The following is a 23614-nucleotide window of genomic DNA, read 5'->3' as shown; positions in this document are numbered from 1 at the left end:
CGCGATCACGCGTATCAAGGGGCGACCCGCCAAGTGCCTGATCCGACTCAACTCCTTAACGGAGTGTTGCAGTGCGGACTCTGAGTTGGGGAAAACGATCGTTTCGGACGTGAACCTACTGTGCGTGAGTCTGCGCATATTGTAGCCTCCCACCCGTCAGATACGACATCTCGTGCGGCGGCATTCCCTGTGGCGTTGGCGGCGTTTGTTCCCGGCGGGCTCGCTTGACCGGAGGGCAGAGGGATTCCGTGTGCGGATGGTTGATCGCGAAGGAGGCACCGCAATGAACTGGACCGACGAGCGCGTCGAGCTGCTCAAGAAACTCTGGTCCGAGGGACTTTCGGCCAGCCAGATCGCTGCGGAGCTGGGCGGTGTCACGCGCAACGCGGTCATCGGCAAGGTGCATCGTCTCGGCCTTTCCGGTCGCGCCAAGGCCATTGCGGCGCCGGCCGCGCGCCCGCGCAAGCCGCGTCCCGCGCCCACCGGTCCGGTGGCCCGCCCGATGGTGCAGGGCAACGTGGCGCTCGCGCCCGTCATGAGCCCGGTGGAGGAGCCGGAGCCGACGGAATTGCGCGATCCCGTCGCCAATGTCGTGCCGATGACCGAGCGCTGCACCATTTTCGATCTCACCGAGTTCACCTGCCGCTGGCCGGTGGGCGATCCCGGCAAGTCGGACTTCTTCTATTGCGGCAGCCGCACCAAGACCGGTCTGCCCTATTGCGCCTACCATGCCCGCATCGCCTACCAGCCGGTGCAGGACCGCAACCGCCGCCGCGCGGTGCGCTGAGCGCCGCCGCAGGAAGCTGGCGTCGGCCGGAGGGGGCGTCATAATGGCGACCAGATTCTCCGGCCCGGTGGTCTGATGCTGTTTCTCCCTCCGTTGTTTTCGCGTCCCGGCGCGCCGAAGAAGGCCGCGCCGACATCGCGCATTGCGCCGCCCGCCGAGCCGGCCGAATTCCGGCTCGATCTCGACGGCGAGCCGATCCTAATCGCCTTGCGGCGAAATCCGCGCGCGCGGCGCTATACGCTGCGAGTGCGGGCCGCCTCGCGCGACGTGGTGCTGACGCTGCCGGCGCGCGGCACGATCAACGAAGCCTATGACTTCGCCCGGCGTCATGTCGGCTGGATCCGTGTCCGGCTGGCCCGGCTGCCGCAGACCGTCGCCTTCGTCCCCGGCGCGGTGATCCCGCTACGCGGCACGCCCCACCGCATTCTCCACCGGCCCGGCGCTCGCGGCACGGTGTGGACCGGCACGGAGGATGGCGCGCCGGTGCTCTATGTCGCGGGAGAGGCAGCCCATGTCGGCCGGCGGATCGGTGATTTTCTCAAGCGCGAGGCGCGTGGCGCGCTCACGGAAGCGGCGCGGCGCCATGCACTGGCGCTGGGCGTCAGCATCGCCCGCGTCACGCTGCGCGACACGGCGAGCCGCTGGGGTTCGTGCTCCTCGACCGGCGCGCTCTCCTTCTCCTGGCGACTGATCCTGGCGCCGGGCTTCGTGCTCGACTATCTCGCCGCGCATGAAGTGGCGCACCGGCGGGAGATGAACCACGGGCCGCGCTTCTGGGCGCATGTGGACCGCCTGTTCCCCGAGCGCGTCGCAGCCGAGGCGTGGCTGAAAAAGCACGGCGCCGAACTGCACCGCTACGGCGCGGACGAAGACTGAGCCAATCGCCGCCGGCGGCGCGATGTGCTTCCTCCCCATGCGGGGAAGGTCAGGCCAAGCGGCCGTCAGCTGCGACCGAACAGGCGATCCATCAGCCAGTTGTCGAGGCCGGGGCGCGGGGCCGTGGGGGGCTGCGGGCCACCGGTGACGACGGGTTCCTCCGGCACGTCGCCGGGAGCCATGCCCGGGGGCATCTGGCCGGGCAGGTAGGTCCCGGCGCCGGGCAGGGCGACCGGGGGAATGTCCTTGTGCGCGGCCTTCATCACCTCGCTCCACACCCCGACCGGCAGGGTGGAGCCGCCGAGCTTCCTGGTCGGGGATGAATCGTCGTTGCCCATCCACACGCCGGCGATGAAGCGGCCGGTATAGGCGATGAACCACGCGTCGCGGTAATCCTGGCTGGTGCCGGTCTTGCCCGCCGCCGGCCAGCCCGGCAGGTCGGCGCGGCGCGCCGTGCCGGTCAGCAGCGTCGCCTGCATCATGCGGTTCATCATCGCGACATGCGGCGGCGCCACGACGAGGTTGCTCACCGGGGCGGCATAGGTGAACAGGCTCTTGCCGGCCTTGTCGCGCACGCTGGCGATGACGTGCGGGGTGACCGCGATGCCGCCATTGGCGAAGGGCGCGTAGGCGCTCGCCATCTCCATCAGCGAGACTTCCGAGGTGCCGAGCGCGATGGAGGCGTTGGGCTCCAGCTTCGACATGATGCCCAGCCGGTGCGCCGTCTTGATCACCTCGTCCGGCCCCACTTCCAGCGCGAGGCGCACCGCCACCGTGTTGAGCGAGAGCGACAGCGCGGTCTTGAGGTCCACCGGGCCGCGATACTCCTTGGAGAAGTTCTCCGGCTTCCAGCCCTTGATCTGGATCGGCGCGTCCTCGCGCACGGTCTCGGGGGTCAGGCCGCGCTCGGTGGCGGTGAGATAGACGAAGGGCTTGAAGGAGGAGCCGGGCTGGCGCTTGGCGGTGATGGCGCGGTTGAACTGGCTTTCCTCATAGGAGCGCCCGCCCACCAGCGCGCGCACGCCGCCCTCGGTGTCCATCAGCACGATGGCGCCCTGCTCGACGTCGAATTTCTTGCCGTTCTTGGCCAGCGTGTCCCTCAGCGCACGGTCGGCGACGGTCTGCAAGGCGGGATCGATGGTGGTCTGCACCGTGATGTCGCGGTCGATCGGGCCGACCAGCGTCTTCAGCTGGTCCATCACCCAGTCCGCGACATAGCCGGTGGAATCGGCGCCCTGCGCCTTGGCCAGCGTCGCGGGGCGGGCGAGTGCGACCTGCTGCATCTGCGGCGTGATGAAGCCGGCCTCGACCATCGCCGCCAGCACCACCTCGGCGCGGGCCTGCGCGCCCTCCAGGTTGCGGGTGGGCGCCAGCGCGGAGGGCGACTTGACGAGGCCGGCGAGCATCGCCGCTTCCGAGAGCGTCACCTGCCGGGCGGACTTGCCGAAATAGCGCTGCGCCGCCGCCTCGACGCCATAAGCGCCGGCGCCGAAATAGACGCGGTTCATGTAGAGTTCGAGCAGCTCGTTCTTGGAATATTTCGTCTCCAGCCAGATCGAGAGGATCAGTTCCTGGATCTTGCGCGAGAGCGTGCGCTCCTGCGTGAGGAACAGGTTCTTGGCGAGCTGCTGGGTCAGCGTCGAGCCGCCCTCGCGCACCCGGCCCCGCGTCAGGTTCACCATCACGGCGCGGGCAAGGCCGAGCGGGTCGACACCGTGATGCGAATAGAAGCGGCGGTCCTCGATGGCGACGAAGGCCTGCGGCAGATAGGGCGGCAGCGCGCGCAGCGGCACGCTGGCGCCGCCCATTTCGCCGCGCACGGCGATCGGCTTGCCGTCGGCGCCCTGGATGGTGATGGTCGGCGGCCGGTCGGGAATGGCGAGGTTCTGGATCGGCGGCAGCTGGCTCGCCTCGTAGCCGATCAGCACGCCGACCGCGATCACGCCCCAGATGCCGAGCACGATGCCCCAGTAGAACAGCCGGCGGAGCAGCCCGGGCCGGCGTGCGCGGCGCCGACGTCCGCCGCTGCCGCCGGAAGTCGCTCCGCCCCCGCTGCCCTTGCCGCTTGCCGTGCCGCTGCCTTTTCCGCTGCCCTGCCGGGCGCGTCCGCCCCCGGCGCGCTCGCGCGCCATGGCATGGGCGGGCAGGGTCGGCCGGTCGTCGGGCGACAGGCGAAGCTCGGCCGGGCCACCGGGTGCGCTCAGCACCGGCTCGCGCCGCTCCATCTCGCCCTGACGCCTGAACATGAAACCCGTGCAACCCCTTCGCCGGTCGGTAAACGAACTCTAAACCGCGGCGTTTAAAGGGGTGTTAAGGGGCGGGAATGGGGCGGCCTACAGGCTCGCGACGAGTGTCCACCAGCCCCAGGCCGTGAACATGGAGAGCGGAACGCCGATGCCGATCAGCGCGGCGATGAGGTCGGGCTCGAGATCATTGTCCATGGCGATGACGCTTGCCCCCAGCATGGGTGGCATGGCCATTTCCAGCATGGCGATCTTCGCCACCGGGTCGGACGCCTGGCCCAGCGCGGCGTAGAGCAGGATCAGCAGCGCCGGGGCGAGGAACAGCCGGTGCGCGAGCCCGACCGCCAGCGGCGCGAGGTGGCGCTTCAGCCGGTCGATGCGCAGCGCGTAGCCCACCGCCGCCAGCGCGAGCGGGGTGAGCGTCGCGGCGAGCGCCGTGACGATCGCGTCGAGCCAGTCCGGGCGGTCGAGGTGATTGGTGGCGAAGGCGATGAGGATGGCGATGAAGGGCGGGAAGGTGGCGATGCGCCGGCCCACCGCCTTGAGGTCCAGCCGCCCCTCGCTCGCCACCGCCGCGATGGCGAGGCCCAGCGTCGAGAGGGCGAGATAGGAGCCGAACAGGTCGATGACGATGCCGAGGCCGAGCCACTGGCTGCCGGCGAAGGCGGCGATCATCGGCAGGCCGACAAAGGAGGTGTTGCCCCAGCCGGCGCCGAGGATCAGCGCGCCGGTCCGCCCGCGCGACCAGCCGAGCGCCCGGCACAGTGGCACCAGCACGATGATGGCGATGGCCACACCGAGCCACGGCGTCGCCGCCGCCAGCCACCAGTCGGGATGCACGGTGAGCTTGTGAAAACTCTCCAGCGCCGCCGCCGGCAGCGCGACATTGATGACCCAGCCCGACAGCACCTTGCCGGCATTGTCCGGCAGCCGCCCGCTCCAGCGCAGCACCACGCCAAGGGCGAGGCACACCAGTATCAGCGCGATCTCGTGCATGCGGCGGCTCCGGGCGGTGTCGACGGGATGTCGATACCGCCCCCGGGGCGCGCCCGCCAGCCCCTCCTACGCCGCGTTCGCCTCGTCGTCGGCGTCGAGCACGGCCAGCAGCGCGCGGCGGATGGCGGAGTGGCGGGCGGCGCCCATGATCTTCGCGCCCATCAGGTCGGTGACGTAGAACACGTCCACCGCCCGCTCGCCGAAGGTCGCCACATGCGCGGAGGCGATGTTGAGGTTGAGCCGCGAGAGGGTCTGCGTCAGTCCGTAGAGCAGGCCATGCCGGTCGAGGCCCGAGACCTCCACCACCGTGTGCTTGTTCGACCAGGAATTGTTGAGCGTGACCTCGGGCTCCACCGTGAAGGCACGCGGGCGCTTGGTGAACTTGCGGGCCACCACCTCGGGCAGACGGATCTCGCCCGAAAGCGACTTCTCGATATTGGCGGCGATGCGCTCGGCCCGGCGCAACTCGTCCTCGTCGCGCTCGAAGGCGCGGGTGAGGGCGATGGTGTCGAGCGCGCGTCCGTCGGTGGTGGTGCTGATCTGCGCGTCGACGATATGGGCGTTGGCGCTGGCGCAGGCGCCGGCGATGACCGCCAGCAGCTTGGGATGGTCGGGCGCGAAGACGGTGAGTTCGGTCACGCCGCGCTGCGGGTCGGTCTGGGCGGTGGTGGCGAGGGCGTGCCCATCGGCCTCGGCGGCCAGGATGAAGCGGGCCTGCGTGACCTGCTGGTCGCGGTCGGTCTGCAGCCAGTAGCTGGGATAGTGGCGGCCGACATAGGCATCCAGCGCGACGCCGTCCCATTCCGGCAGGGCGGCGCGGAATTCGGCCTGCGCGCGGGCCACGCGCTGGCTGCGATTGCTCTCGGAGAAGCCGCCGGTGATGACCGGCTCGGTCTCGTAATAGAGCGTGCGCAGCAACTGCGATTTCCAGTTGTTCCACACGCCGGGACCGACGGCGGCGATGTCGGCGGTGGTGAGGATGTGCAGGAGCTTCATGCGCTCCAGATTCTGCACCACGCTGGCGAAGTTCTCGATGGTCTTGCGGTCGGACAGGTCGCGCGACTGGGCGATGGTCGACATGGTGAGATGCTGCTCGATCAGCCAGGCCACCGTGTCGGTGTCGCTCGCCGAGAGGCCGAAGCGCGGGCACAGCTTGCGGGCGACCCGCGCGCCGGCGATCGAATGGTCTTCGGGCCGGCCCTTGGCGACATCGTGCAGGAACACCGCGACATAGAGCAGCGTGCGGTGCTTGATCTGCTGCACCAGTTCGTTGGCGAGCCCGAATTCCGGCCGCTCGCCGCGCTCGATCTTCGAGAGCACGCCCACCGAGCGGATGAGGTGCTCGTCCACCGTGTAGGAATGATACATGTTGAACTGCATCATCGCCACGACGCGGCCGAATTCCGGCACGAAGCGACCGAGCACGCCGGTCTCGTTCATGCGGCGCAGAACGATTTCCGGGCTGGCGCGCGAGCCGAGAATCTCCAGGAACAGCCGGTTCGCCTCCGGATTCTCACGCACGCGCGGGTCGATCAGCTTGAGCGACCGGGTGGCGAGGCGCATCGCGTCCGGGTGGAAGGCGAGGCCGTGCTTGCCGGCGAGGTGGAAGATGCGGATGAGATTGACCGGATCGCGGCCGAAGGCGCTGGAATCGGCGACATTGATGCGGTCATTGTCGACGATGAAATCGGCACTTTCCTTCAGCGTGCGGCGCGGCGAGCGGCGCAGCCGGGCGATCATGCGGTTGAGCCGCGGCACCGGCTTTTCGTGCCGCTCCTCCAGCGCGGCCGAGACGAGGGCGGTGAGGTCGCCGACATCCTTGGCCACGAGGAAATAGTGCTTCATGAAGCGCTCGACATCCTTCAGCCCGGGATGGGCGACATAGCCGAGGCGCTCGGCCATCTCACGCTGGAGATCGAAGGACAGGCGCTCCTCGGCCTTGCCGCTGAGAAAGTGCAGGTGGCAGCGCACCGACCAGAGGAAATCCTCGCAGCGGCGGAAGATCTTCGCCTCGTCGGCTGTGAACACGCCCTTGGCGACCAGTTCGCGCGTCTCCCGCACGCGGTAGACATATTTGGCGATCCAGAACAGCGTGTGCAGGTCGCGCAGGCCGCCCTTGCCGTCCTTCACGTTCGGCTCGACCACATAGCGCGACTGGCCGGTGCGCTTCAGCCGCTCCTCACGCTCGGCAAGCTTGGCGGCGACGAACTCGGCGCCGGTGCCCTGCACCACTTCCCGGTCGAACCGCTCGATCAGCTCGTCGAACAGCGCGCGCTCGCCCAGCAGCATCCGCGCTTCCAGAAGGGTGGTGCGGATGGTCATGTCGGCGCGTGCCTGGCGGATGCACTCGTCGACCGAGCGCGTGGCATGGCCGACCTTCAGCCCCATGTCCCACAGCACATAGAGGATGGCCTCGGCGACGCTCTCGCCCCAGGCGGTCTGCTTGTAGGGGAGAAGGAACAGGATGTCGGTGTCCGAGCCCGGCGCCATGAGGCCGCGCCCATAGCCGCCCACCGCGACGATCGCCATTCGCTCGGCGGTGGAGGGGTTGTCGGAGCGGTAGAGATATTGCACCGCCAATTCGTGCACGAGCTGGATGATCTCGTCCTGCAGGCGCGAGAGACGCTCGGCGCAGCGGCGGCCGGAGCCTTCCTCCATCAGCCAGCGCAGCGCCACCGCGTGGCCCTGCTGGTAGGCCTGCTTGAGGCGCCGCGCCATCTGGCCGCGCAGCTCGATCTCCGCGCCGGAGCGGCTTTCGCCGAGCACCCTTTCGGCCAGAGCGGAAAGCTCCACGCGCAGGGCGTCGAGGTCGAACAGTTCCTTGAAGGGATGCTCGGTGCGGCGGCGGCGGGGCAGTTCGTTCATGGTCACGTCCGGCTGATCAGTCCTTGGCTTTACCTGATCCTGCACGCCGCGTCATCGTTCACCGCGCCGCGCACGCGGATACCGGCATTCCGCGGACCCCACCCGCAACGCAACATGCCCGGCCAAAGGACCGGGCATGTGCGTCTGACAAGCGAAAGCGGGGGAACTGAGCCGTCAGTTGGTCTTCGGGGTGGTGGCGTCCGAAGTCTCACTGCGGGCCTTCTCCAGTGTCTTGAACTCGGGCGCCGCGTTCAGCTCTTCCTTGGTGAGAGCCACCACGATCTTCGTGCCGGTGTCGGTCGGGGCCGGGGTCAGCGACACGAAGGACACCGCGACCGGCTTGGCGCCGATGCCGAGAAAGCCGCCGACATCAATCACCGCCGCGGCGATGGTGCCGTCGCGCTCGACCACGAGGTCGCTGATGGAGCCGAGCTTCTCATCGGTCGAGGTGACGACGTCGGTACCGATCAGGTCCGATCCCAGCCACTGGCCGCTGGACTGGGCGCTGACGAATTTCGGCGTTGCGGGAACCGTGGTCGGCGTCGCGGTCGCGTTCACGCCGGGGGCGGGCGAACCGGTCGCCGTGCCATTGGGCATTTCCGACGCGGGCGCCTGCGGCACTCCGGCATCCGGGGCGATCGGGCTGGCGGCGGGCGGCTGGGTGGTTGCCGGGGCCGGGGTCTGTGCAAGGGCCATGGCGGGCGCAAGCGACAGGGCGGCGACGGCCGTGAGAGTGGCAAGCTTGTTGGGCATCGTCTTTCTCCTGTACTGATCTTCGTCCGTAACGGTGCGGTCTGTCGACCGTCTGCCCTGTCAACGTGCTGGATCAGATGAGGTTCCGCAGGGAAAAGAAAAACGGGCTTGCATCGAGCTGACAGAACCGTGAGATTCCGGCAGTATATTGATAGTTCGCGTGGGTGTTACTGGATGCTGTTGATGATCGACGCATCGGCAACGCAGACAACCGTTTCGTCGGTCACAAGGTTCGAGCGCGTGACTCCGATCGACGAAAGGCATCCGCGCGGGGCCTGCATGGCGCGCGGACGCGGCATCGGCTGCCCGGTGGCATCCGCCGTGGCGCCCGCCATCGGCGCCGGGCCGGAGGTCTGGACCACGCCCGCTGCCAGGTCGCTGCGGGCGACCATCGAAGAGCCGCCGGGCGCGCTCGGAATGCGGATATCCAGCCGGGAGCCCTTGGCTGCACGGTTCACCATGGGTGCCTGCAGCACGGCTGCCGGGCCGTGAAGCCCAGCCACGATCGGGTTCGACCATGCCGAGGCGCCGGCCCCGACCGCGGCCGCCGTCAGCGGAATGGCGACGGCGAAGCCCGAGGCCGCGCCGAGAAGATAGAGAGAGCTCTTGCCGGCCATCCGGCCGGCCATGGTGGCGAACGCGTGCATGTCGTCCTCCGCTCAGCTTGTGCCATGCGAAAGATGGACGCCGGGCGACGCTGAGCCGAAGCCCGCTGCCCTCGCCGGAATGTCTTCCGCGTGGAGTGATGTTGCTGGAAACGCCGGTTGGCCCGATGTGGCGACCGGGCCGCACGGCCCCGCCACCTCGTTCCAACATAGGCATAAACGTGGTTAACGTCTTTCGGTTCCGCACCCGTCCCGGCATTTGCGAAAGCCCTCGGCCGAGGTTGTGCGGCCTTGGGAGGGAGGGCCGAGGCGCGCGGGCCGTCAGCGTCCGGGCGTGAGATGCTGTTCGGGAACCGACACGGAGCAGTGCAGGCCGGTGGGATCGAATTCGAGATCGACCTTGCCGTCCAGTGCGCGGGCGAGATTGCGTTCGATCACCAGCGAGCCGAAGCCGCGTGCGCGGGGCGGCGTGACCGGCGGACCGCCCTTTTCGATCCAGGACAGTTCGAACCCGCCGCCGGCTTCCGGCACGCGGCGCGCCCAGCTGATCGCCACCTGTCCGCCGGGCACCGAGAGGGCGCCGTATTTGGCGGCGTTGGTGGAAAGCTCGTGAAGCGCCAGGCCGATATTCTGCGCGGCTTCCGGCTTCAGGAAGATGTCGGGACCGCTCACCGTGACCTGGCTGCGCTCGTGATCGAAATGATGGCCGAGCTGCGAGCGCACCATGTCGTTAAGCGACGCGCCATGCCAGCCTTCCTGCACCAGGAGGTCATGCGAGCGGGCGAGCGCCTGGAGCCGGGCGCTGAAGATCTCGACGAACTCGTCGATCGAGCCGGCATGGCGGGCGGTCTGCCGCGCCATGGCCTGGATCACCGCAAGCAGGTTCTTGGAACGGTGCGTCAGTTCGCGCATCAACAGCCGCAGGTGCTGTTCGTTCTCCTTGCGTTCGGTGACATCGACCGCCGCCCCGGTGAGGCCAATCGTGGCGCCGGAGAGGTCACGCAGCGGTTCGATATGGAGATCGTACCAGCGCTTGGTGCCGTATTCCTCGACCTCGGTCTCGCCTTTGCGCAATTCGCTCGTCATCAGGGCCTCGCGCTTCAGGAGGTGGATTGGCCCGGATCGCGCATCGCCCAGGAGTTCCGCGTCGGTCGCGTTCAACACCTGTTCGACGGGAAAGCCGAAGAGCGGCTTGCTCACCGAAGTGTAGCGAAGATCGCTGTCCTGCGTGAAAATGGCGACGTTGGACCCGCGCAGTGCCATCTCGTAACGTTGCAGCACGGTGGCGAGTTCCAGCGTGAGACGTCTTTGCTCGCTGGCCACCTGGGCCGGCAGCGGCAGATTGACCAGCGCGCGGAGATTTGTGAGCAGCGCCACGGCGCCGACGGCGTTGACCACGGCGAGGCCGACGCGGACCAGACTCTGCTGCCACTGCATGTTGGTGCCGTCGCTCAGTGCCAGCATCGACAGCAGCGCGAGGGTGAGGAGAAGCACGCTCAGCATATAGCCGAGAAACTTCATGCGCCCGGAAAGCTCCGGGCGCTTGTTTATCAGCAGCAGAACGCCACCCGCGATGGCGAGGCACGAAATGATCGTGATCCAGCGCGCGGCGTCGTCAATGAAGCTCATTTGAAAGGATGGCATCGGGGCCAATCAGGCGGTGGCGCGCTGCTCGCGCGGCCGCGCCTTGCGCTCGAAGAACAGGGCCTGGCTGATCACGGCCGCCACGGTGGAGGGCTGGAACGGCTTGGCGATGAGGAAGGCGGGCTCGGGCCGCACGCCGGTGAGGAAGCGCTCGGGATAGGCGGTGATGAAGATGACCGGCACTTCGACGCCGCTGATCAATTCGTTCACCGCATCGAGACCCGACGAGCCGTCGGCCAGCTGGATGTCGGCAAGGATCAGCCCCGGCGTCTTGCGGCGGGCGAGGCTCACCGCCTCGCTGTGCGTGCGGGCGATGCCGGTGACGCGGTGGCCGAGCCCCTCGACCAGCCCCTCAAGATCGAGCGCGATGAACGGCTCGTCCTCGATGATGAGCACATCGGTGGCGATCTCGGCGGCCAGCTCGCGCCCGGCATCCGCGACCAGGTGACGGAGCGTCGGCACGTCGATCTCGAGAACGGCGGCGGCGTCTTCTTCGCTGAAGCCTTCGAGCGAGACCAGCAGGAACGCCTGACGCACCACCGGCGTTATATGGCCGAGGCGGTTCTCCCCGTGAAACGTGGAGGCGGCCGGCTCGGAGACCGCATTGATGGACACCGAATCCCACAGGCGGGTGAGCAGACGATAGAGCGCGACGCGCGTATCCACCCCGCGATCGAGCGTGGATGGATCGGCGATCAGCGTTTCAAGCATGGCCGTGACATAGGCGTCGCCAGCGGACTGGCTTCCGCCGAGCGCACGAGCATAACGGCGCAGGAACGGAAGGTGCTGCGCGACCAGTTGCGAAGTGCTCACACGCGTCTCCCCAGATGCATAAAGGCAAGCATCCATTAACGTGTCTGGCGGACCGTGGTTCCATAGTGTCGAAAAAAAATCGATCGAAAATCGCAATGGTGCCGGAACCGACCCGCCCTGGCGTCGTTATCGCTGGGCACGGAGCGACGGAGCCAACCTTGTCCCTCGGGGGCTCGATGTCGGGAAAAGAGAAGATGAATCAAGAGCAGTCCGGAGGGGCCTCCGCCAGCGCGGAATCTCTGACCGGTGAACACATGTCGGAAGCCAGCGGCTCGACGCTTGGAAGCGACATCCAGGCGAAGATCGGCCAGCACCTGCGGGCGATGTACGATGACGTCGTGCGCCAGGGCGTGCCGGATCGTTTTCTCGATCTGCTGGCCAAGCTCGATCAGCCCAAGGTTGGCGATGGACCGGACGGGGAGGGGGGGCGATCGTGAGCAAGTTCGATCCCGGCCTGCGTGACGAGATCATTGCCGCCATTCCCAATCTCCGGGCCTTCGCCATCTCGCTCAGCGGCAGCGTGGATCGGGCGGATGACTTGGTGCAGGAAACGTTGCTGCGCGCGTTCGGCAACATTTCCAGCTTCCGGCCCGGCACCAACCTGCCGGCTTGGCTGTTCACCATCCTGCGCAACCTGTTTCGTTCGGAATATCGCAAGCGCCGGCGCGAGGTGCCCGATTCCGATGGCGCTTTCGCCGCAACGCTGACGACCAATCCCGACCAGAACACACATCTGGATTTCGAGGATTTCCGCATGGCGCTGGACAAGCTGCCGCCGGATCAGCGCGAGGCGCTGGTGCTGGTGGGGGCTTCCGGCTTCTCCTATGAGGAGGCGGCGGATATCTGCCAGTGCGCGGTCGGCACCATCAAGAGCCGGGTCAATCGCGCGCGTCGCCGGCTGGGCGAACTCCTCGCCATCGAGGATATCGGCGACTTCGGTCCCGACAAGACGACGCGGGCGGTCGTGGTCGCCGGCGAGCGGGTCTGAGCCCCGCCACATCTCTGAACCTCTCTTTTCGTGAGCGATAACGTGGCGCCGGCCGACAGGCTTCCGGGCGGGTGACGGGGTGCGCGCCGGGGGCAGGACCGGCTCTCCGCGCGCGCCGCCGCGCCCGTCAGGCGCGCCGTCCGGCGGGCGCCCGGCAACGGAAGTCCGCCGATCGGGCATCCCCGTCACCCGCTCCCGCCTCGACGAGAACGGCCGCCCCTTGGCGAGGGGCGGCCGATTGCGTTGCGATCCGTCGGGTGCGGTTCGGGCGATCAGGGCATCCGGCTGGAGCGGCCGCGCAGCACGCCGACCACGGCCGAGACCAGGAACAGGATGATCGCCACGAAGAAGATGATCTTGGCGATTTCGATCGCCGTGCCGGCGATGCCGCCGAAGCCGAGCACCGCGGCGATCAGCGCGACCACGAGGAAGGTAAGTGCCCAACCGAGCATGGAAAGCCTCCGCTGTTGCGGCACCTGCGCCGCGTGCGGGAACAACGGGCGGACGCGCTCGTGGTTCCGTTGCCGGCAAAGGCGTTTGGCCCCTGTGTTGAAAAACGCGGCGACGCCCGTTCAGATACGCTCGGCGAGGCCCGGCGCCACCAGCCGCGCCTCCTGCATCAGTGCGGTGACGATCGGCGTCATCGGCTCGCGGTCGAGCACGACAAGGCCCATCTGGTGCAGAACCTCCGGCGCTTCGATGGGTATGGAGCGGATATTGGGCGGGAAGGCGAACACGTCGGCCAGCGGCTTGGCGACGACGCTTGCCCATTTGCCGGTGCGCACATGCGAGAGCAGGGCGATGGTCGAATTGGCTTCCAGCATCGGCAGGGCGGGGTGCCCCGCTTCCTGAAGCTGCTTGTCGACGATGCGCCGGTTCTGCATGTCGGGGGTGAGCAGGCACAGCGGCACCCGGCCGATCTCCTCCCACGTCACCGAGGCGCGATCGCCGAGCGGGGCGCTGGCGGAGGTGATGAAGCGGTAGCCTTCCTTGTAGAGCGGCAGCGTCTTCAGCCTGCCGACGGGATCATTGTCGAGATAGGTGACGCCGGCATCGGCCTCCAGATTCTCGATCAGCCGCAGCACCTCGTTGGAACTGGCGGAAATCAGCGTGAAGCGCACATCGGCATGCTTCTCGTGGAACGGGGTGGTCAGCTCCGAGAGCATGGGCATGGCGGTGGGGATGGCGGCGATGCGCAGATGACCGGACAGGCCCTTGCGCATGCCGGCGATCTCCTGCCGCATGGCGCGCACGTCGCCGATCACCCGCCGCGCCCATTGCAGGGCGCGCTCGCCCTCGGGCGTGAAGCCGATGAAACGTGAACCGCGCTCGACGAGGCGCACGCCCAGCTGTTCCTCCAGCTGTTTCAGTCCGGCCGAAAGGGTGGGTTGCGTCACGCCGCAGGCTTCGGCAGCGCGGCCGAAATGGCGCTCCTTGGCGAGGGCCATAAGAAGTTCAAACCGATCGATCACGCAACGCTTTCCCGACGCCAGACGATAGAAGGATCCTATCAATCTATCAGAGAACGCGGCTTTCGCGAATTGGAAGGATGAAAAACGCGGTGAGCGGTCCGGCCCCAACCGGCGGCCCCGTTTAAGCCGGGGCCGCGGCACACCCTTGTGAGGACGCTATTGCGCCGCGCCGCGCCGGCCGAGGGGCAGCGAGAGCGGGTCGGGCAGCGGTTCGGCGCGTTCCGTAGCGGCGCTCTCCGCGCCGGTGTCGGCGTCGAATTCCAGCTGCTCGATGCGGGCGCCGCGCCGGGCGATCTTGTCGGCGGAGGTCAGCGCCTGCGCCACGTCCTCGCTGGCCTGGCCGAAATGGCGGGCGATATTGCCGACCCGATCGCGCAGCCGCACCACGTCGGCAACCAGCTTGCCGCATTCGGCGCGGATGAGGTCGGCCTGCTCGCGCATGCGCGCATCCTTGCAGATGGCCTGCACCACCTGAACCGCGAGCATGAGCAGCGAGGGCGAGACCAGGATCACCCGGGCGCGGAAGGCGCGCTGGATCACCTCGTCGAAATGTTCGTGCAACTCGCCGAAGACCGATTCGGAGGGCACGAACATCAGCGCGATATCCTGTGTCTCGCCGCTGACGAGATAGCGCTCGGCAATGTCGCCGATATGCTTGCCGACATCGCCTTTCAGCCGCGTCTCCGCCTGTTTGCGCGCCTCGGGAGTCGCGGCCTCGCGGAAGGCGGTGATGGCTTCCAGCGGGAACTTGGAATCGATCAGCAGCGGCCGGCCGTCGCCCGGCAGGAAGATGGCGCAGTCGGCGCGGCGCCCGCTGGCGAGCGTGTGCTGGAAGGCATAGCTGTCGCGCGGCAATCCGTCGGCGACGATCGCCTGCAGCCGGCCTTCGCCGAAGGCGCCGCGCGCCTGCTTGTTGGCCAGCGTCTCGCGCAGGCTCATCACCTGGCCGGAAAGTTCGCCCAGGCTCACGCGGGCCTGTTCCACCACGGCGAGCCGCTCGTTCAGCCGGCTGAGATTCTCGTGCGTCGCCTCGGCCGAGCGGGCGAGGCTCTCCCCCACGCGATGCGAGGAGGCGTCCAGCCGGTCGGCGACGGCGCGGGCGAGGTCGCCCTGGCGCTGCGCCAGCACTTCGGCCATGGACTGCACCCGGCCGATCGTCTCGGCCTGGGTGCGGGCGAGCGCGGCGAGTTGCTCCTCCAGGTCCTCGGCGCGGCGGGCCTGCTCGTCGGCCTCCTGTGCGTTGCGGCGCGCCCCCACGGCCACCGCCCTCAGCAGCGCGAGCAGCATGAGCAGGCCAAGCGCCACGGCACAGGCGCCTGCTTCGAGGAGGGTGACGGGATAGCCGCCGAGAACGAACAGGACCTGATCCATGCGGGCCTTCTAGCAGATTTCATTTCTCATGCGAACGAAAAGTGAACATTGCCATCTCGTGGGTTACCGTTCCGTTGACCGCGGCGGGGGCAGCGCTTATTTCAGCACCATGTCCATTCGTCCTCTCGTCATCCTTCCCGATAACCGTCTGCGGCTGATCTCCGATCCCGTCACGCGCGTCGACGCGCGCGTGCGCGCCATCGTCGAAGACATGTTCGAGACCATGTATGACGCGCCGGGCGTCGGCCTTGCCGCCATCCAGGTCGGCATTCCCGAGCGCATCATCACCATCGATGTCGGCGCGCGCGACAGCGAGGCCGACGAGGAAGAGAAGAAGCGCCCGGTGGCCCTGATCAACCCGGAGATCATCGGCGTCTCCGAGGAAATGTCGGTCTATCAGGAGGGCTGCCTGTCGATTCCCGATTATTATTCGGATGTCGAACGCCCGAAGCGGGTGAGGGTGCGCTATCTCGACCTGAACGGCGAGACCCAGGAGGTCGAGGCGGACGGGCTGTTCGCGACCTGCGTCCAGCACGAGGTCGACCATCTCGATGGCGTGCTGTTCATCGACCACATCTCCAAGCTCAAGCGCGACCGGGTGATGAAGAAATTCACCAAGCTCGCCAAGGAGAAGGAGCGCGACGGGGCCTGATCCCGCCCGCTCCGCGTGTCTCCATGCCGTGAGCCTCGCATCCCGTCCCCCGCATTCCGTGCCCGCTGGAGCTTCCATGCGCATCGTCTTCATGGGCACGCCCGATTTCGCGGTGCCGACGCTGGTCGAGATCGTCGGCAGCGGCCACGAGGTGGTGGCCGTCTATTCCCGCGCGCCGGCGGCGGGCGGGCGGCGCGGGCTGGATCTCGTGCCATCGCCGGTGCACCGTGCCGCCGAGCGGCTGGGCATCCCCGTTCTCACCCCCTCCACGCTGCGCGGCGAGGAGGCTGTCACCACCTTCGCCGGCCATGAGGCGGATGTGGCCGTGGTGGTGGCCTATGGGCGCTTGCTGCCGCAGGCGATCCTCGACCTGCCGCGACTGGGCTGTCTCAACCTGCATGCCTCGCTGCTGCCGCGCTGGCGCGGGGCCGCGCCGATCCAGCGCGCCATCATGGCAGGCGACATGGAAACCGGCATCGCGGTGATGAAGATGGAAGCCGGGCTCGATACCGGGCCGGTCGGACTCGTCGAGCGCGTCGCCATCGGGCCGGACATGACGGCGGGCGAACTGCATGACCGGCTGATGATCACCGGCGGCGACCTGATCGGCCGGGCTCTGGCGGCGTTGGAGCGCGGCGCGCTCGGCTTCACGCCGCAGCCGGAGGCCGGCGTCACCTATGCCGCCAAGATCGAGAAGGGCGAGACCCGCATCGACTGGCGGCAGCCGGCGCGGGACGTGCACAACCACATACGCGGGCTCGCGCCGTTCCCCGGCGCCTGGTTCGAGCTCGACGGGGCGCGGGTGAAGGTGCTGCGCTCCACGCTGGCGGGCGAGGCGCGCCGCGAAGGCGCGATGTCCGGCGAGGTGCTGGATGACGGCCTGGCCATTGCCTGCGGCGCGGGCGCGGTGCGGCTGGTCGAGGTGCAGAAGGCCGGCGGGCGGGCGATGGCGGCCGCCGAGTTCCTGCGCGGCGCGGGATCGATGAAGGGAAGGATACTGGCATGAGCTCGACAAACGGCGCGATCCGGCCACTCGGCACGGATGACGAGGCGATCTGGCGCCCGCTCTGGCAGGCCTATCTCACCTTCTACGAGGCCGAACTGCCGGAAGCGGTGACGCAGACCACGTGGGCGCGCCTGATGGACCCAGCCGAGCCGGTGCGCGGGGCGCTCGCCTTCGACACGGACGGCCGCGCGGTCGGCCTGGTGCACTGGCTGTTCCACCGCTCGACCTGGGCGGAGGGCGATTACTGCTATCTCAACGACCTGTTCGTCGATGGTGACCAGCGCGGCAAGGGCGTGGGGCGCGCGCTGATCGACCATGTCCATGCCGATGCGGCGGCTCAGGGGGCGGTGAAGGTCTACTGGCTGACCCACGAGACCAACACCACGGCGCAGCGGCTCTACAACGCCGTCGCCGAGCGCACGGGCTTCATCCAGTATCGCAAGTTGATCAACCGCTGACGAAAAGGCGGGCCGATCGGGGGGGTGATCGGTCCGCCCGGGAATGGCCGCGCGGCAGGCATCTGTCGGATCCGGGAGCGCCGCCGCCGGGATGGTGCCCCATGGGGGGCGATCCCGGTTCGTCGCTACGACCCCCGGCCCGGATGTCCTGACCTCACTTGCCCGGCTGGGCGACGATGCGCAGATAGGGCTTCAGGGTTTTCCAGCCCTGCGGAAACTTCTCCTTCGCCGCTTCGTCGCTGACCGCGGGGGTGATGATCACATCATCGCCGTCCTTCCAGTTCGCCGGTGTGGCGACGCCGTACGTGGCGGTGAGCTGCAGCGAATCGATCACCCGCAGGATCTCGTCGAAGTTGCGCCCCGCGCTCGCGGGGTAGGTAAGCGAGAGCTTGAGCTTCTTGTCCGGCCCGACGACGAATACGGAGCGCACCGTCATCGTGTCGGACGCGTTGGGGTGGATCATGTCGTAGAGGTCGGCGACCTTGCGGTCCGGGTCGGCGATGAGCGGGAAGTTCGGGGCGTAGCCCTGGGTCTCCGCGATATCGGCGGCCCACACGTCATGCGCGGCGAGCGGGTCGACCGACAGGCCGATGACCTTCACATTGCGGCGGTCGAATTCCGGCTTCAGCCGCGCGACCTGCCCGAGTTCGGTGGTGCAGACGGGGGTGAAGTTCCGGGGGTGGGAGAACAGCACGCCCCAGGAATCGCCGAGCCATTCATGGAACTTGATCGGACCTTCGGTGGTCTCGGCTTCGAAATCGGGGACGACGTCTCCAAGGCGGATGGTCATGATGGCCTCCAGGCACAGTCAGGCGCGTGATCGCGGCAGTTTAGTATATAAATCATATATATAAATATGATTATCGTATCTTCGGGCCCTGGGAAAGAGTGGATCGCATAGGTGAAGCCACGGATGGGGCTACCCGCCCGGAACCATCCGGCCCCTTCCACGTTACCGCGTTGGTGATGCGGCGCCCAGCCGCATGGTGCCGTCCATGTGGGGGCGGCGAGTGTCCCGGGGAGAAAACACATGCTGAAAATCATCGCCATATCCGCTGTCGCGCTGAGCATGGCCGCCTGCACGACCACCGAGCGCCGCGCGACCGGCGGTGCGCTGATCGGCGGCGGCACCGGAGCGATCATCGGCGGCATTGCCGGCGGCGGGACGGGCGCGGCCGTGGGTGCGGCGGTGGGTGCCGGCACCGGCGCGGTCATCGGCGCCGCGACTACTCCGCGCGAATGCTGGACGCGCGATCGCTACGGCAACGCGATCGCCGTTCGCTGCTGAACGAGGCCATATGCCGGGGCGGGTTCTCGCCCCGGTGCGTCGGCGTGGGCCAGCCTTCTACTGGCTGGCCCACAGCACGCGCGCGACCCAGGCGATGTCCTTCTCCTGCAAGGTCCGGTCGGCGTGATCGGGATTGAGCGAGCGCAGCTCCAGCGTGCGCGCGGTGCGGCGCTTGAGTTCCTTCGCCAGCACCTCCCCCTCGCGCGTCTTGACGATGACGCGGTCGCCGCGCCGCACCGGCGCGGTGGGTGACACCACCACGATATCGCCGTCGCGATAGAGCGGCAGCATGGAATCGCCAGCTATTTCCAACGCATAGGCGTGCTCGTCGCCGACATTGGGAAACTCGATCTCTTCCCAGGCGCCGCCGGCGGGAAAGCCGGCATCGTCGAAATAGCCGCCCGCCCCGGCCTGCGCGAAGCCGATGAGGGGAATCGCGCGCCGTGCGCCGGCCGCGCCCGTCACCAGCGTCATGAAATCGTCGATGCCGGTGCCGGTGGAGGCCAGAACCTTGGCGATGCTTTCGGTGGAGGGCCAGCGCGGCCGCCCATCGGGAGCTTCGCGCTTGGAGCGGTTGAAGGCGGTCGGATCGAGCCCCGCGCGACGGGCGAGCGCCGAGGTGCTCAAGCCGTGCTGTTGCGCCAGACGGTCGACGGCACGCCAAATCTGGGCATGGGTCAGCATGGCGCCACCTGAGATTCGGGGATTTTGTCCGAGTCTGGGAATTAGAACCTATTTGAAGGCAAGTCCAGACAAATTGCTACTTTAACGTGCATTCGAATGCACGCTCGCGCATCTGGAGCGCCGCGCCGACACCCGCTATAAAGCGGCTCATGAGTCCATGCGCCATATCGCTTTCACGCATGGCCACCGATCGAAACGACGCCGGCAAAGGGCTGAGCGGCAGGGCGGGGCACGTCGTTTCCCTGCGCCATCGGTGCCGGTTCTTGAGAAAACGTCGCGGCCCTCCTGTGAAGGCCTCTGCTCATCCATTGCCAGCGTGGCCGGGTGAAGCTAGAGGCCTGTCTCAGGCGCGGGCGGGCCGCGCCGACTGGGCGAGCCGATCTTGGCGAGCCGTGCCGACCTTGGCGAGCCGCGAGGCGCCGAACATGACGACGACTGACACGCTCATCTACAAGATTGCCCCGCGCGGGCTCTGGCAGGAAGCGGAGGCGGCGGGACGCTTTGTGGGCGCACCGGTGGATATCGCCGACGGCTTCATCCACTTTTCCACGCGGGCGCAGGTGGCGGAGACCGCGGCCCGGCACTTTGCCGGTCACGAGGACCTGCTGCTGGTCGCGGTGCGCACTCCGGCGCTGGACCCCGCCGCGCTATGCTGGGAGCCCTCGCGCGGGGGCGCGCTGTTTCCCCATCTCTATGCCGCTCTCCCGCTCCATGCGGTGGCGTGGGTACGCCCGCTGCCGCTCGGTGCGGACGGGCGGCACGTTTTTCCTGAACTGGCAGGCTGACCTTCGACGGCCGACATCCGGAGCATGGTTTGATGAGCACGCTCGCCGACTTCGCCTTGCCCTTCGCGCGGCTGCTCGATCCCGAGACCGCGCACGGCCTCGCCATCCGCGCGCTCGCCGTGTTGCCGCCCCGGCCGGCGCCGGCGGAGGATCCGCGCCTCGTCGTCGAGGCTTTCGGCCTGCGCTTTCCCAACCCGGTGGGGCTGGCGGCCGGCTTCGACAAGGAGGCCGAGGTGCCGGACGCCATGCTCGGCATCGGCTTCGGCTTCGTCGAGGTCGGCACCATCACCCCGCGCCCGCAGCCCGGCAATCCGCGCCCGCGCAATTTCCGCCTCACGCAGGACCGCGCGGTGATCAACCGCTATGGCTTCAACAGCGGCGGCCATGGTCCCGCCCGGGGGCGGCTCGCGGCGCGGGCGGGCCGGCCGGGCATTGTCGGCGTCAATGTCGGGGCCAACAAGGACAGCACCGACCGCGCGGCCGATTATGTCGCGGGGATCGAGGCCTTTGCCGGCCTCGCCACCTATTTCACCGCCAATGTCTCCTCGCCCAATACGCCGGGCCTGCGCGACCTGCAGGAGGAGCGCGCGCTGGACGACCTGCTGGCCCGCCTTATCGAGGCGCGCGACCGCCTCGCCCCGCGCGTGCCGCTGCTGCTCAAGATCGCGCCCGATCTCGCGCTCGCCCATCTCGACGGCGTGGTGCAGGTGGCGCGGCGGCGGCGGATCGACGGGCTGATCGTTTCCAATACCACCATCGCGCGCCCGGCGGGCCTCGCCTCGAAGCACCGGGGCGAGACCGGCGGCCTGTCCGGCCGGCCGCTCTTCGCGCTCTCGACACGCATGCTGGCGGAGACCTATGTGCGCACCGACGGCGCCTTCCCGCTCATCGGCGTGGGCGGGATCGACAGCGCCGAGACGGCTCTCGCCAAGATCGAGGCGGGGGCGAGCCTCATCCAGCTCTATTCGGCGCTGGTCTATGAAGGCCTCGGCCTGGTGCCGCGCCTCAAGCAGGGCATCGCCGCGCGCCTCGCCAAGGAGAAAACGACGCTCGCCGCGCTGACCGGCCGGCGCGCGCGCGATATCGTGGTCACGCCGTTTCCGGGCTGACCGGCGATCTCACCCCATGCAGGCGTTCTCCGCGGCGCTGTAGCCGGCGGGCTTGGGGGCGTTCTTCGGCGGCGGTCCGCGTTCGAGCGCGCCGTCCGAGCGCGCCCTGAGATAGACGAAGATGGCGTCGAGATAGCACATCACGTTCGGGTTCACCCCGAAGGCCGGCATCACGAGATCCTGGCTCGCGCTGACATTCGTCTTGCCGTTCGTCACGGTATCGACGAACTGGCTGTAGACAAGCGTCCGCAGGGCGTCGACCAGAGACGGGGCGAAGCTTGAGCCGAGCCCGTCCGGGCCGTGGCACTGCATGCAATTGGCGGTGTAGCGGATGTAGCCGACCGACGTGTACCAGTCGACCGTGCCGTCCTTGTCGATCTTGAAGGTCGGGTTGCCGGCCTTGTCGATGTACTCGCCGTCGCGCGTGCTCACGGCGGTCGAATCGCCCGAGCCGTCGGCGGCTACCGGAAGCGCGAACGCGAGCAGAAGCGCCACGGCAGCCGTGGCGGTGCGCATGTGCATGACATCCTCCCGCTCTCCGGCCTGTTATTCTTGCCTGAAGGGCCGGCGGCGTGATCCTCCCGCCGCCCCCGCCGGCCGTCAAGCCGGCAAGGGTCGGGCGAAGGTCCGCCGCTCCAGCGCCGGCATGCGCAGCGCCTGGAACAGGCCGCGTCCGCCCATGAAGGCGAGATAGGCGAGCCACAGCCCGGTATTGCCGAGCGGCAGGGTGAGCCACCAGACGAGGAAATACAGCGCCACCGCCGGCAGCATCATGTTGCGCATGTCGCGCGACCATGTGGAGCCGGCATAGATGCCGTCATAGGCGAAGGCGGCGACCCCGAACAGCGGCGTCAGCGCGGCCAGCGGCAGGAATTCGCGGCCGAGCGCGCGCACCTCAGGATTGGCGGTGAGCAGGTCGATGAACGCACCGCCCCACAGGACCAGCGCCAGCGTCGCCGGCAGCGCGAAGCCGAAGCCCCAGCCGAGCGCCATCCGCACGGCGCGGCGGAAGCCGGGATGGTCTCGTGCCCCCACGCTCTGGCCGCAGATCTGCTCGGCGGCGGTGGCGAAGCCGTCGAGGAAGAAGGCGGCGACCATAACGATGTTGAACAGCACGGCATTGGCGGCCAGCGTCACGTCGTCCGTCCGCGCGCCCTGGCTGGTGAAGAACACCAGCACCGCCATCAGCAGGCCGGTGCGGATCATGATGTCGCTGTTGACGGCGAGGGTCTCGACCAGCCGGGCGCGGTCCAGCACGATGCGCCACGGCGCGCGCCAGTTCGCGCCCATCAGCCGGGCCGCGGCGCCAAGGCCGATCAGCGTGCCGGTGATCTCGGCCAGAACGTTGGCGGCCGCGGCGCCGGCAATGCCGAAATCCCAGTACAGCACGAACAGCACGGTGGCGGCCGCATTCACCCCGGCGATCAGGATCTGCAGCCCGAGGCCGATATCGGTGCGGGCGATGCCGACCAGCCAGCCCAGCAGCGCGAAATTGCCGATGGCGAACGGGGCCGAGAGGATGCGCACCGAGAAATACAGAGCGGCGGCGGCGTGCACTCCCTCGCTCGCCCCCATCAGGGTGAAGGCGGCGGTGCCGATCGGCACGTTGAGCGCGATCAGCACCACGCCGATGGCGGCGGAAATAACCAGCGCGCGGTAGAGCACGGCGCGCAGTTCCACGCTCTCGCCGCGCCCGAGCGCCTGCGCTGTCAGCCCCGCCGTGCCCATGCGCAGCGAGCCGAAGATCCAGAACGCGAAGTCGAACAGCAGCGCCCCGACCGCCACCGCGCCGAGCAGCACCGCATCGCCCAGCCGGCCGATGGCGCCGGTGGCCACCAGGCCGAGCAGCGGCGTCGTCATCTGCGCCAGCGTGGCGGGAAGCGCGAGGGTGAGAAAGCGCCGGGAGGTCACCTCCACCCGGCCGGCGGGCGCGAAGTTCACCGGCCTACTTGCCCCGGCTGGCGAGGCGGGTGATGAGCCAGAGCGGGATGACGATGACCGCGCCGAGCACGACATAGCGCCACAGCCGCTCGATCGTGTCGAAGCCGAAGCTGAACAGGTGGCGCACCAGCCGCTCCAGGCTGGTGAAGATGTTCATCGGATCCAGCCCGAGCGCGGAGAGGATGACGCCGACCACCAGCGAGAGCAGCAGCAGCCGCATGAGCACCCATAGGGGCGAGCCGCCCATCCAGCGGGCGAACGGGTTCTCGGCCATCGAC

25 protein-coding genes are annotated in these 23614 nt (G+C 68.3%); 10 read left to right on the top strand and 15 right to left on the bottom strand.

The features are described 5' to 3' along the window. Positions 1-283: 283 nt before the first annotated feature. Positions 284-787 (top strand): GcrA family cell cycle regulator, encoded by a 504-nt coding sequence (locus tag FHS55_RS18450; RefSeq protein ID WP_183191263.1) that lies wholly within the window; start codon positions 284-286, stop codon positions 785-787. Between the two features lie 75 nt (positions 788-862). Beyond that, positions 863-1663, top strand: a complete 801-nt coding sequence (locus FHS55_RS18445; protein ID WP_183191262.1) for a M48 family metallopeptidase — start codon at positions 863-865, stop codon at positions 1661-1663. Positions 1664-1728: 65 nt separating this feature from the next. On the opposite strand, the gene FHS55_RS18440 is transcribed toward FHS55_RS18445, so the two are convergent. The 7 genes from FHS55_RS18440 to FHS55_RS18410 form a co-directional block, all read right to left on the bottom strand. After that, on the bottom strand, positions 1729-3909 hold the full coding sequence (locus FHS55_RS18440) for a transglycosylase domain-containing protein (RefSeq protein ID WP_183191261.1): 2181 nt from the start codon (positions 3907-3909) through the stop codon (positions 1729-1731). Positions 3910-3996: 87 nt separating this feature from the next. Next, complete coding sequence (locus FHS55_RS18435; protein WP_183191260.1) at positions 3997-4902, bottom strand: AEC family transporter; 906 nt, start codon at positions 4900-4902, stop codon at positions 3997-3999. A gap of 66 nt (positions 4903-4968) precedes the next feature. Next, the gene (locus tag FHS55_RS18430) at positions 4969-7767 is read right to left on the bottom strand and encodes a [protein-PII] uridylyltransferase (RefSeq protein ID WP_183191259.1); all 2799 of its coding nucleotides are present in this window, start codon (positions 7765-7767) and stop codon (positions 4969-4971) included. A 174-nt stretch (positions 7768-7941) separates the two neighbouring features. Then, a complete protein-coding gene (locus FHS55_RS18425; protein ID WP_183191258.1) occupies positions 7942-8520 on the bottom strand; it encodes a PRC-barrel domain-containing protein in 579 nt (192 codons plus the stop codon). A gap of 167 nt (positions 8521-8687) precedes the next feature. Then, the gene (locus FHS55_RS18420) at positions 8688-9167 is read right to left on the bottom strand and encodes a hypothetical protein (protein ID WP_246340271.1); all 480 of its coding nucleotides are present in this window, start codon (positions 9165-9167) and stop codon (positions 8688-8690) included. Between the two features lie 279 nt (positions 9168-9446). Further along, positions 9447-10754, bottom strand: a complete 1308-nt coding sequence (locus FHS55_RS18415) for a sensor histidine kinase (RefSeq protein ID WP_246340269.1) — start codon at positions 10752-10754, stop codon at positions 9447-9449. 24 nt (positions 10755-10778) lie between these two features. Further along, entirely contained in the window at positions 10779-11582 is an 804-nt protein-coding gene (locus tag FHS55_RS18410; protein ID WP_343056268.1) for a response regulator, read from the bottom strand. A 254-nt stretch (positions 11583-11836) separates the two neighbouring features. On the opposite strand from FHS55_RS18410, the gene FHS55_RS18405 reads away from it, so the two are divergent. Further along, complete coding sequence (locus FHS55_RS18405; protein WP_246340285.1) at positions 11837-12019, top strand: NepR family anti-sigma factor; 183 nt, start codon at positions 11837-11839, stop codon at positions 12017-12019. Beyond that, positions 12016-12570: a sigma-70 family RNA polymerase sigma factor gene (locus FHS55_RS18400; protein WP_306890629.1), complete on the top strand. Its 555-nt coding sequence runs from the start codon at positions 12016-12018 to the stop codon at positions 12568-12570. Before FHS55_RS18405 ends, FHS55_RS18400 begins: the two co-directional genes overlap by 4 nt. A 272-nt stretch (positions 12571-12842) precedes the next feature. Here FHS55_RS18400 and FHS55_RS18395 read toward each other — a convergent pair whose 3' ends face one another. From FHS55_RS18395 to FHS55_RS18385, 3 genes are all read right to left on the bottom strand, one after another. Then, positions 12843-13022, bottom strand: coding sequence for a DUF1328 domain-containing protein (locus FHS55_RS18395; protein ID WP_183191254.1), 180 nt, complete (start codon positions 13020-13022; stop codon positions 12843-12845). Positions 13023-13142: 120 nt separating this feature from the next. Continuing rightward, positions 13143-14042: a LysR substrate-binding domain-containing protein gene (locus tag FHS55_RS18390; protein WP_183191253.1), complete on the bottom strand. Its 900-nt coding sequence runs from the start codon at positions 14040-14042 to the stop codon at positions 13143-13145. A gap of 156 nt (positions 14043-14198) precedes the next feature. Then, positions 14199-15413, bottom strand: coding sequence for a DNA recombination protein RmuC (locus FHS55_RS18385; RefSeq protein ID WP_183191252.1), 1215 nt, complete (start codon positions 15411-15413; stop codon positions 14199-14201). Positions 15414-15522: 109 nt separating this feature from the next. On the opposite strand from FHS55_RS18385, the gene def reads away from it, so the two are divergent. The 3 genes from def to FHS55_RS18370 all read left to right on the top strand — a co-directional run bounded on the left by def (position 15523) and on the right by FHS55_RS18370 (position 17529). Further along, positions 15523-16065, top strand: a complete 543-nt coding sequence (gene def / locus FHS55_RS18380; protein WP_183191251.1) for a peptide deformylase — start codon at positions 15523-15525, stop codon at positions 16063-16065. A gap of 76 nt (positions 16066-16141) precedes the next feature. Next, a complete protein-coding gene (fmt, locus tag FHS55_RS18375; protein WP_183191250.1) occupies positions 16142-17071 on the top strand; it encodes a methionyl-tRNA formyltransferase in 930 nt (309 codons plus the stop codon). Next, positions 17068-17529 (top strand): GNAT family N-acetyltransferase, encoded by a 462-nt coding sequence (locus FHS55_RS18370; RefSeq protein WP_183191249.1) that lies wholly within the window; start codon positions 17068-17070, stop codon positions 17527-17529. The genes fmt and FHS55_RS18370 overlap by 4 nt, the downstream gene beginning before the upstream one ends. A 154-nt stretch (positions 17530-17683) precedes the next feature. Here FHS55_RS18370 and FHS55_RS18365 read toward each other — a convergent pair whose 3' ends face one another. Further along, entirely contained in the window at positions 17684-18319 is a 636-nt protein-coding gene (locus FHS55_RS18365; protein WP_183191248.1) for a peroxiredoxin, read from the bottom strand. 240 nt (positions 18320-18559) lie between these two features. Here FHS55_RS18365 and FHS55_RS18360 point away from each other — a divergent pair, with 240 nt between their 5' ends. Continuing rightward, complete coding sequence (locus tag FHS55_RS18360) at positions 18560-18817, top strand: YMGG-like glycine zipper-containing protein (protein ID WP_183191247.1); 258 nt, start codon at positions 18560-18562, stop codon at positions 18815-18817. 57 nt (positions 18818-18874) lie between these two features. Here FHS55_RS18360 and FHS55_RS18355 read toward each other — a convergent pair whose 3' ends face one another. After that, positions 18875-19501: a S24 family peptidase gene (locus tag FHS55_RS18355; protein WP_183191246.1), complete on the bottom strand. Its 627-nt coding sequence runs from the start codon at positions 19499-19501 to the stop codon at positions 18875-18877. Between the two features lie 425 nt (positions 19502-19926). Here FHS55_RS18355 and FHS55_RS18350 point away from each other — a divergent pair, with 425 nt between their 5' ends. Further along, a complete protein-coding gene (locus tag FHS55_RS18350) occupies positions 19927-20286 on the top strand; it encodes a DUF952 domain-containing protein (protein WP_183191245.1) in 360 nt (119 codons plus the stop codon). Between the two features lie 32 nt (positions 20287-20318). Continuing rightward, positions 20319-21395, top strand: coding sequence for a quinone-dependent dihydroorotate dehydrogenase (locus tag FHS55_RS18345; protein WP_183191244.1), 1077 nt, complete (start codon positions 20319-20321; stop codon positions 21393-21395). Positions 21396-21404: 9 nt separating this feature from the next. On the opposite strand, the gene FHS55_RS18340 is transcribed toward FHS55_RS18345, so the two are convergent. The 3 genes from FHS55_RS18340 to FHS55_RS18330 all read right to left on the bottom strand — a co-directional run bounded on the left by FHS55_RS18340 (position 21405) and on the right by FHS55_RS18330 (position 23610). Continuing rightward, positions 21405-21911 (bottom strand): c-type cytochrome, methanol metabolism-related, encoded by a 507-nt coding sequence (locus FHS55_RS18340; RefSeq protein ID WP_183191378.1) that lies wholly within the window; start codon positions 21909-21911, stop codon positions 21405-21407. Between the two features lie 84 nt (positions 21912-21995). Continuing rightward, entirely contained in the window at positions 21996-23336 is a 1341-nt protein-coding gene (locus FHS55_RS18335) for an MATE family efflux transporter (protein WP_343056267.1), read from the bottom strand. Positions 23337-23340: 4 nt separating this feature from the next. Next, positions 23341-23610: a DUF6460 domain-containing protein gene (locus FHS55_RS18330; protein ID WP_183191242.1), complete on the bottom strand. Its 270-nt coding sequence runs from the start codon at positions 23608-23610 to the stop codon at positions 23341-23343. Between the last annotated feature and the right edge of the window lie 4 nt (positions 23611-23614).

Source organism: Ancylobacter tetraedralis (assembly GCF_014195655.1).
GTDB classification, from domain to species: domain Bacteria; phylum Pseudomonadota; class Alphaproteobacteria; order Rhizobiales; family Xanthobacteraceae; genus Ancylobacter; species Ancylobacter tetraedralis.
This window is presented reverse-complemented; position numbering and strand designations above follow the sequence as displayed.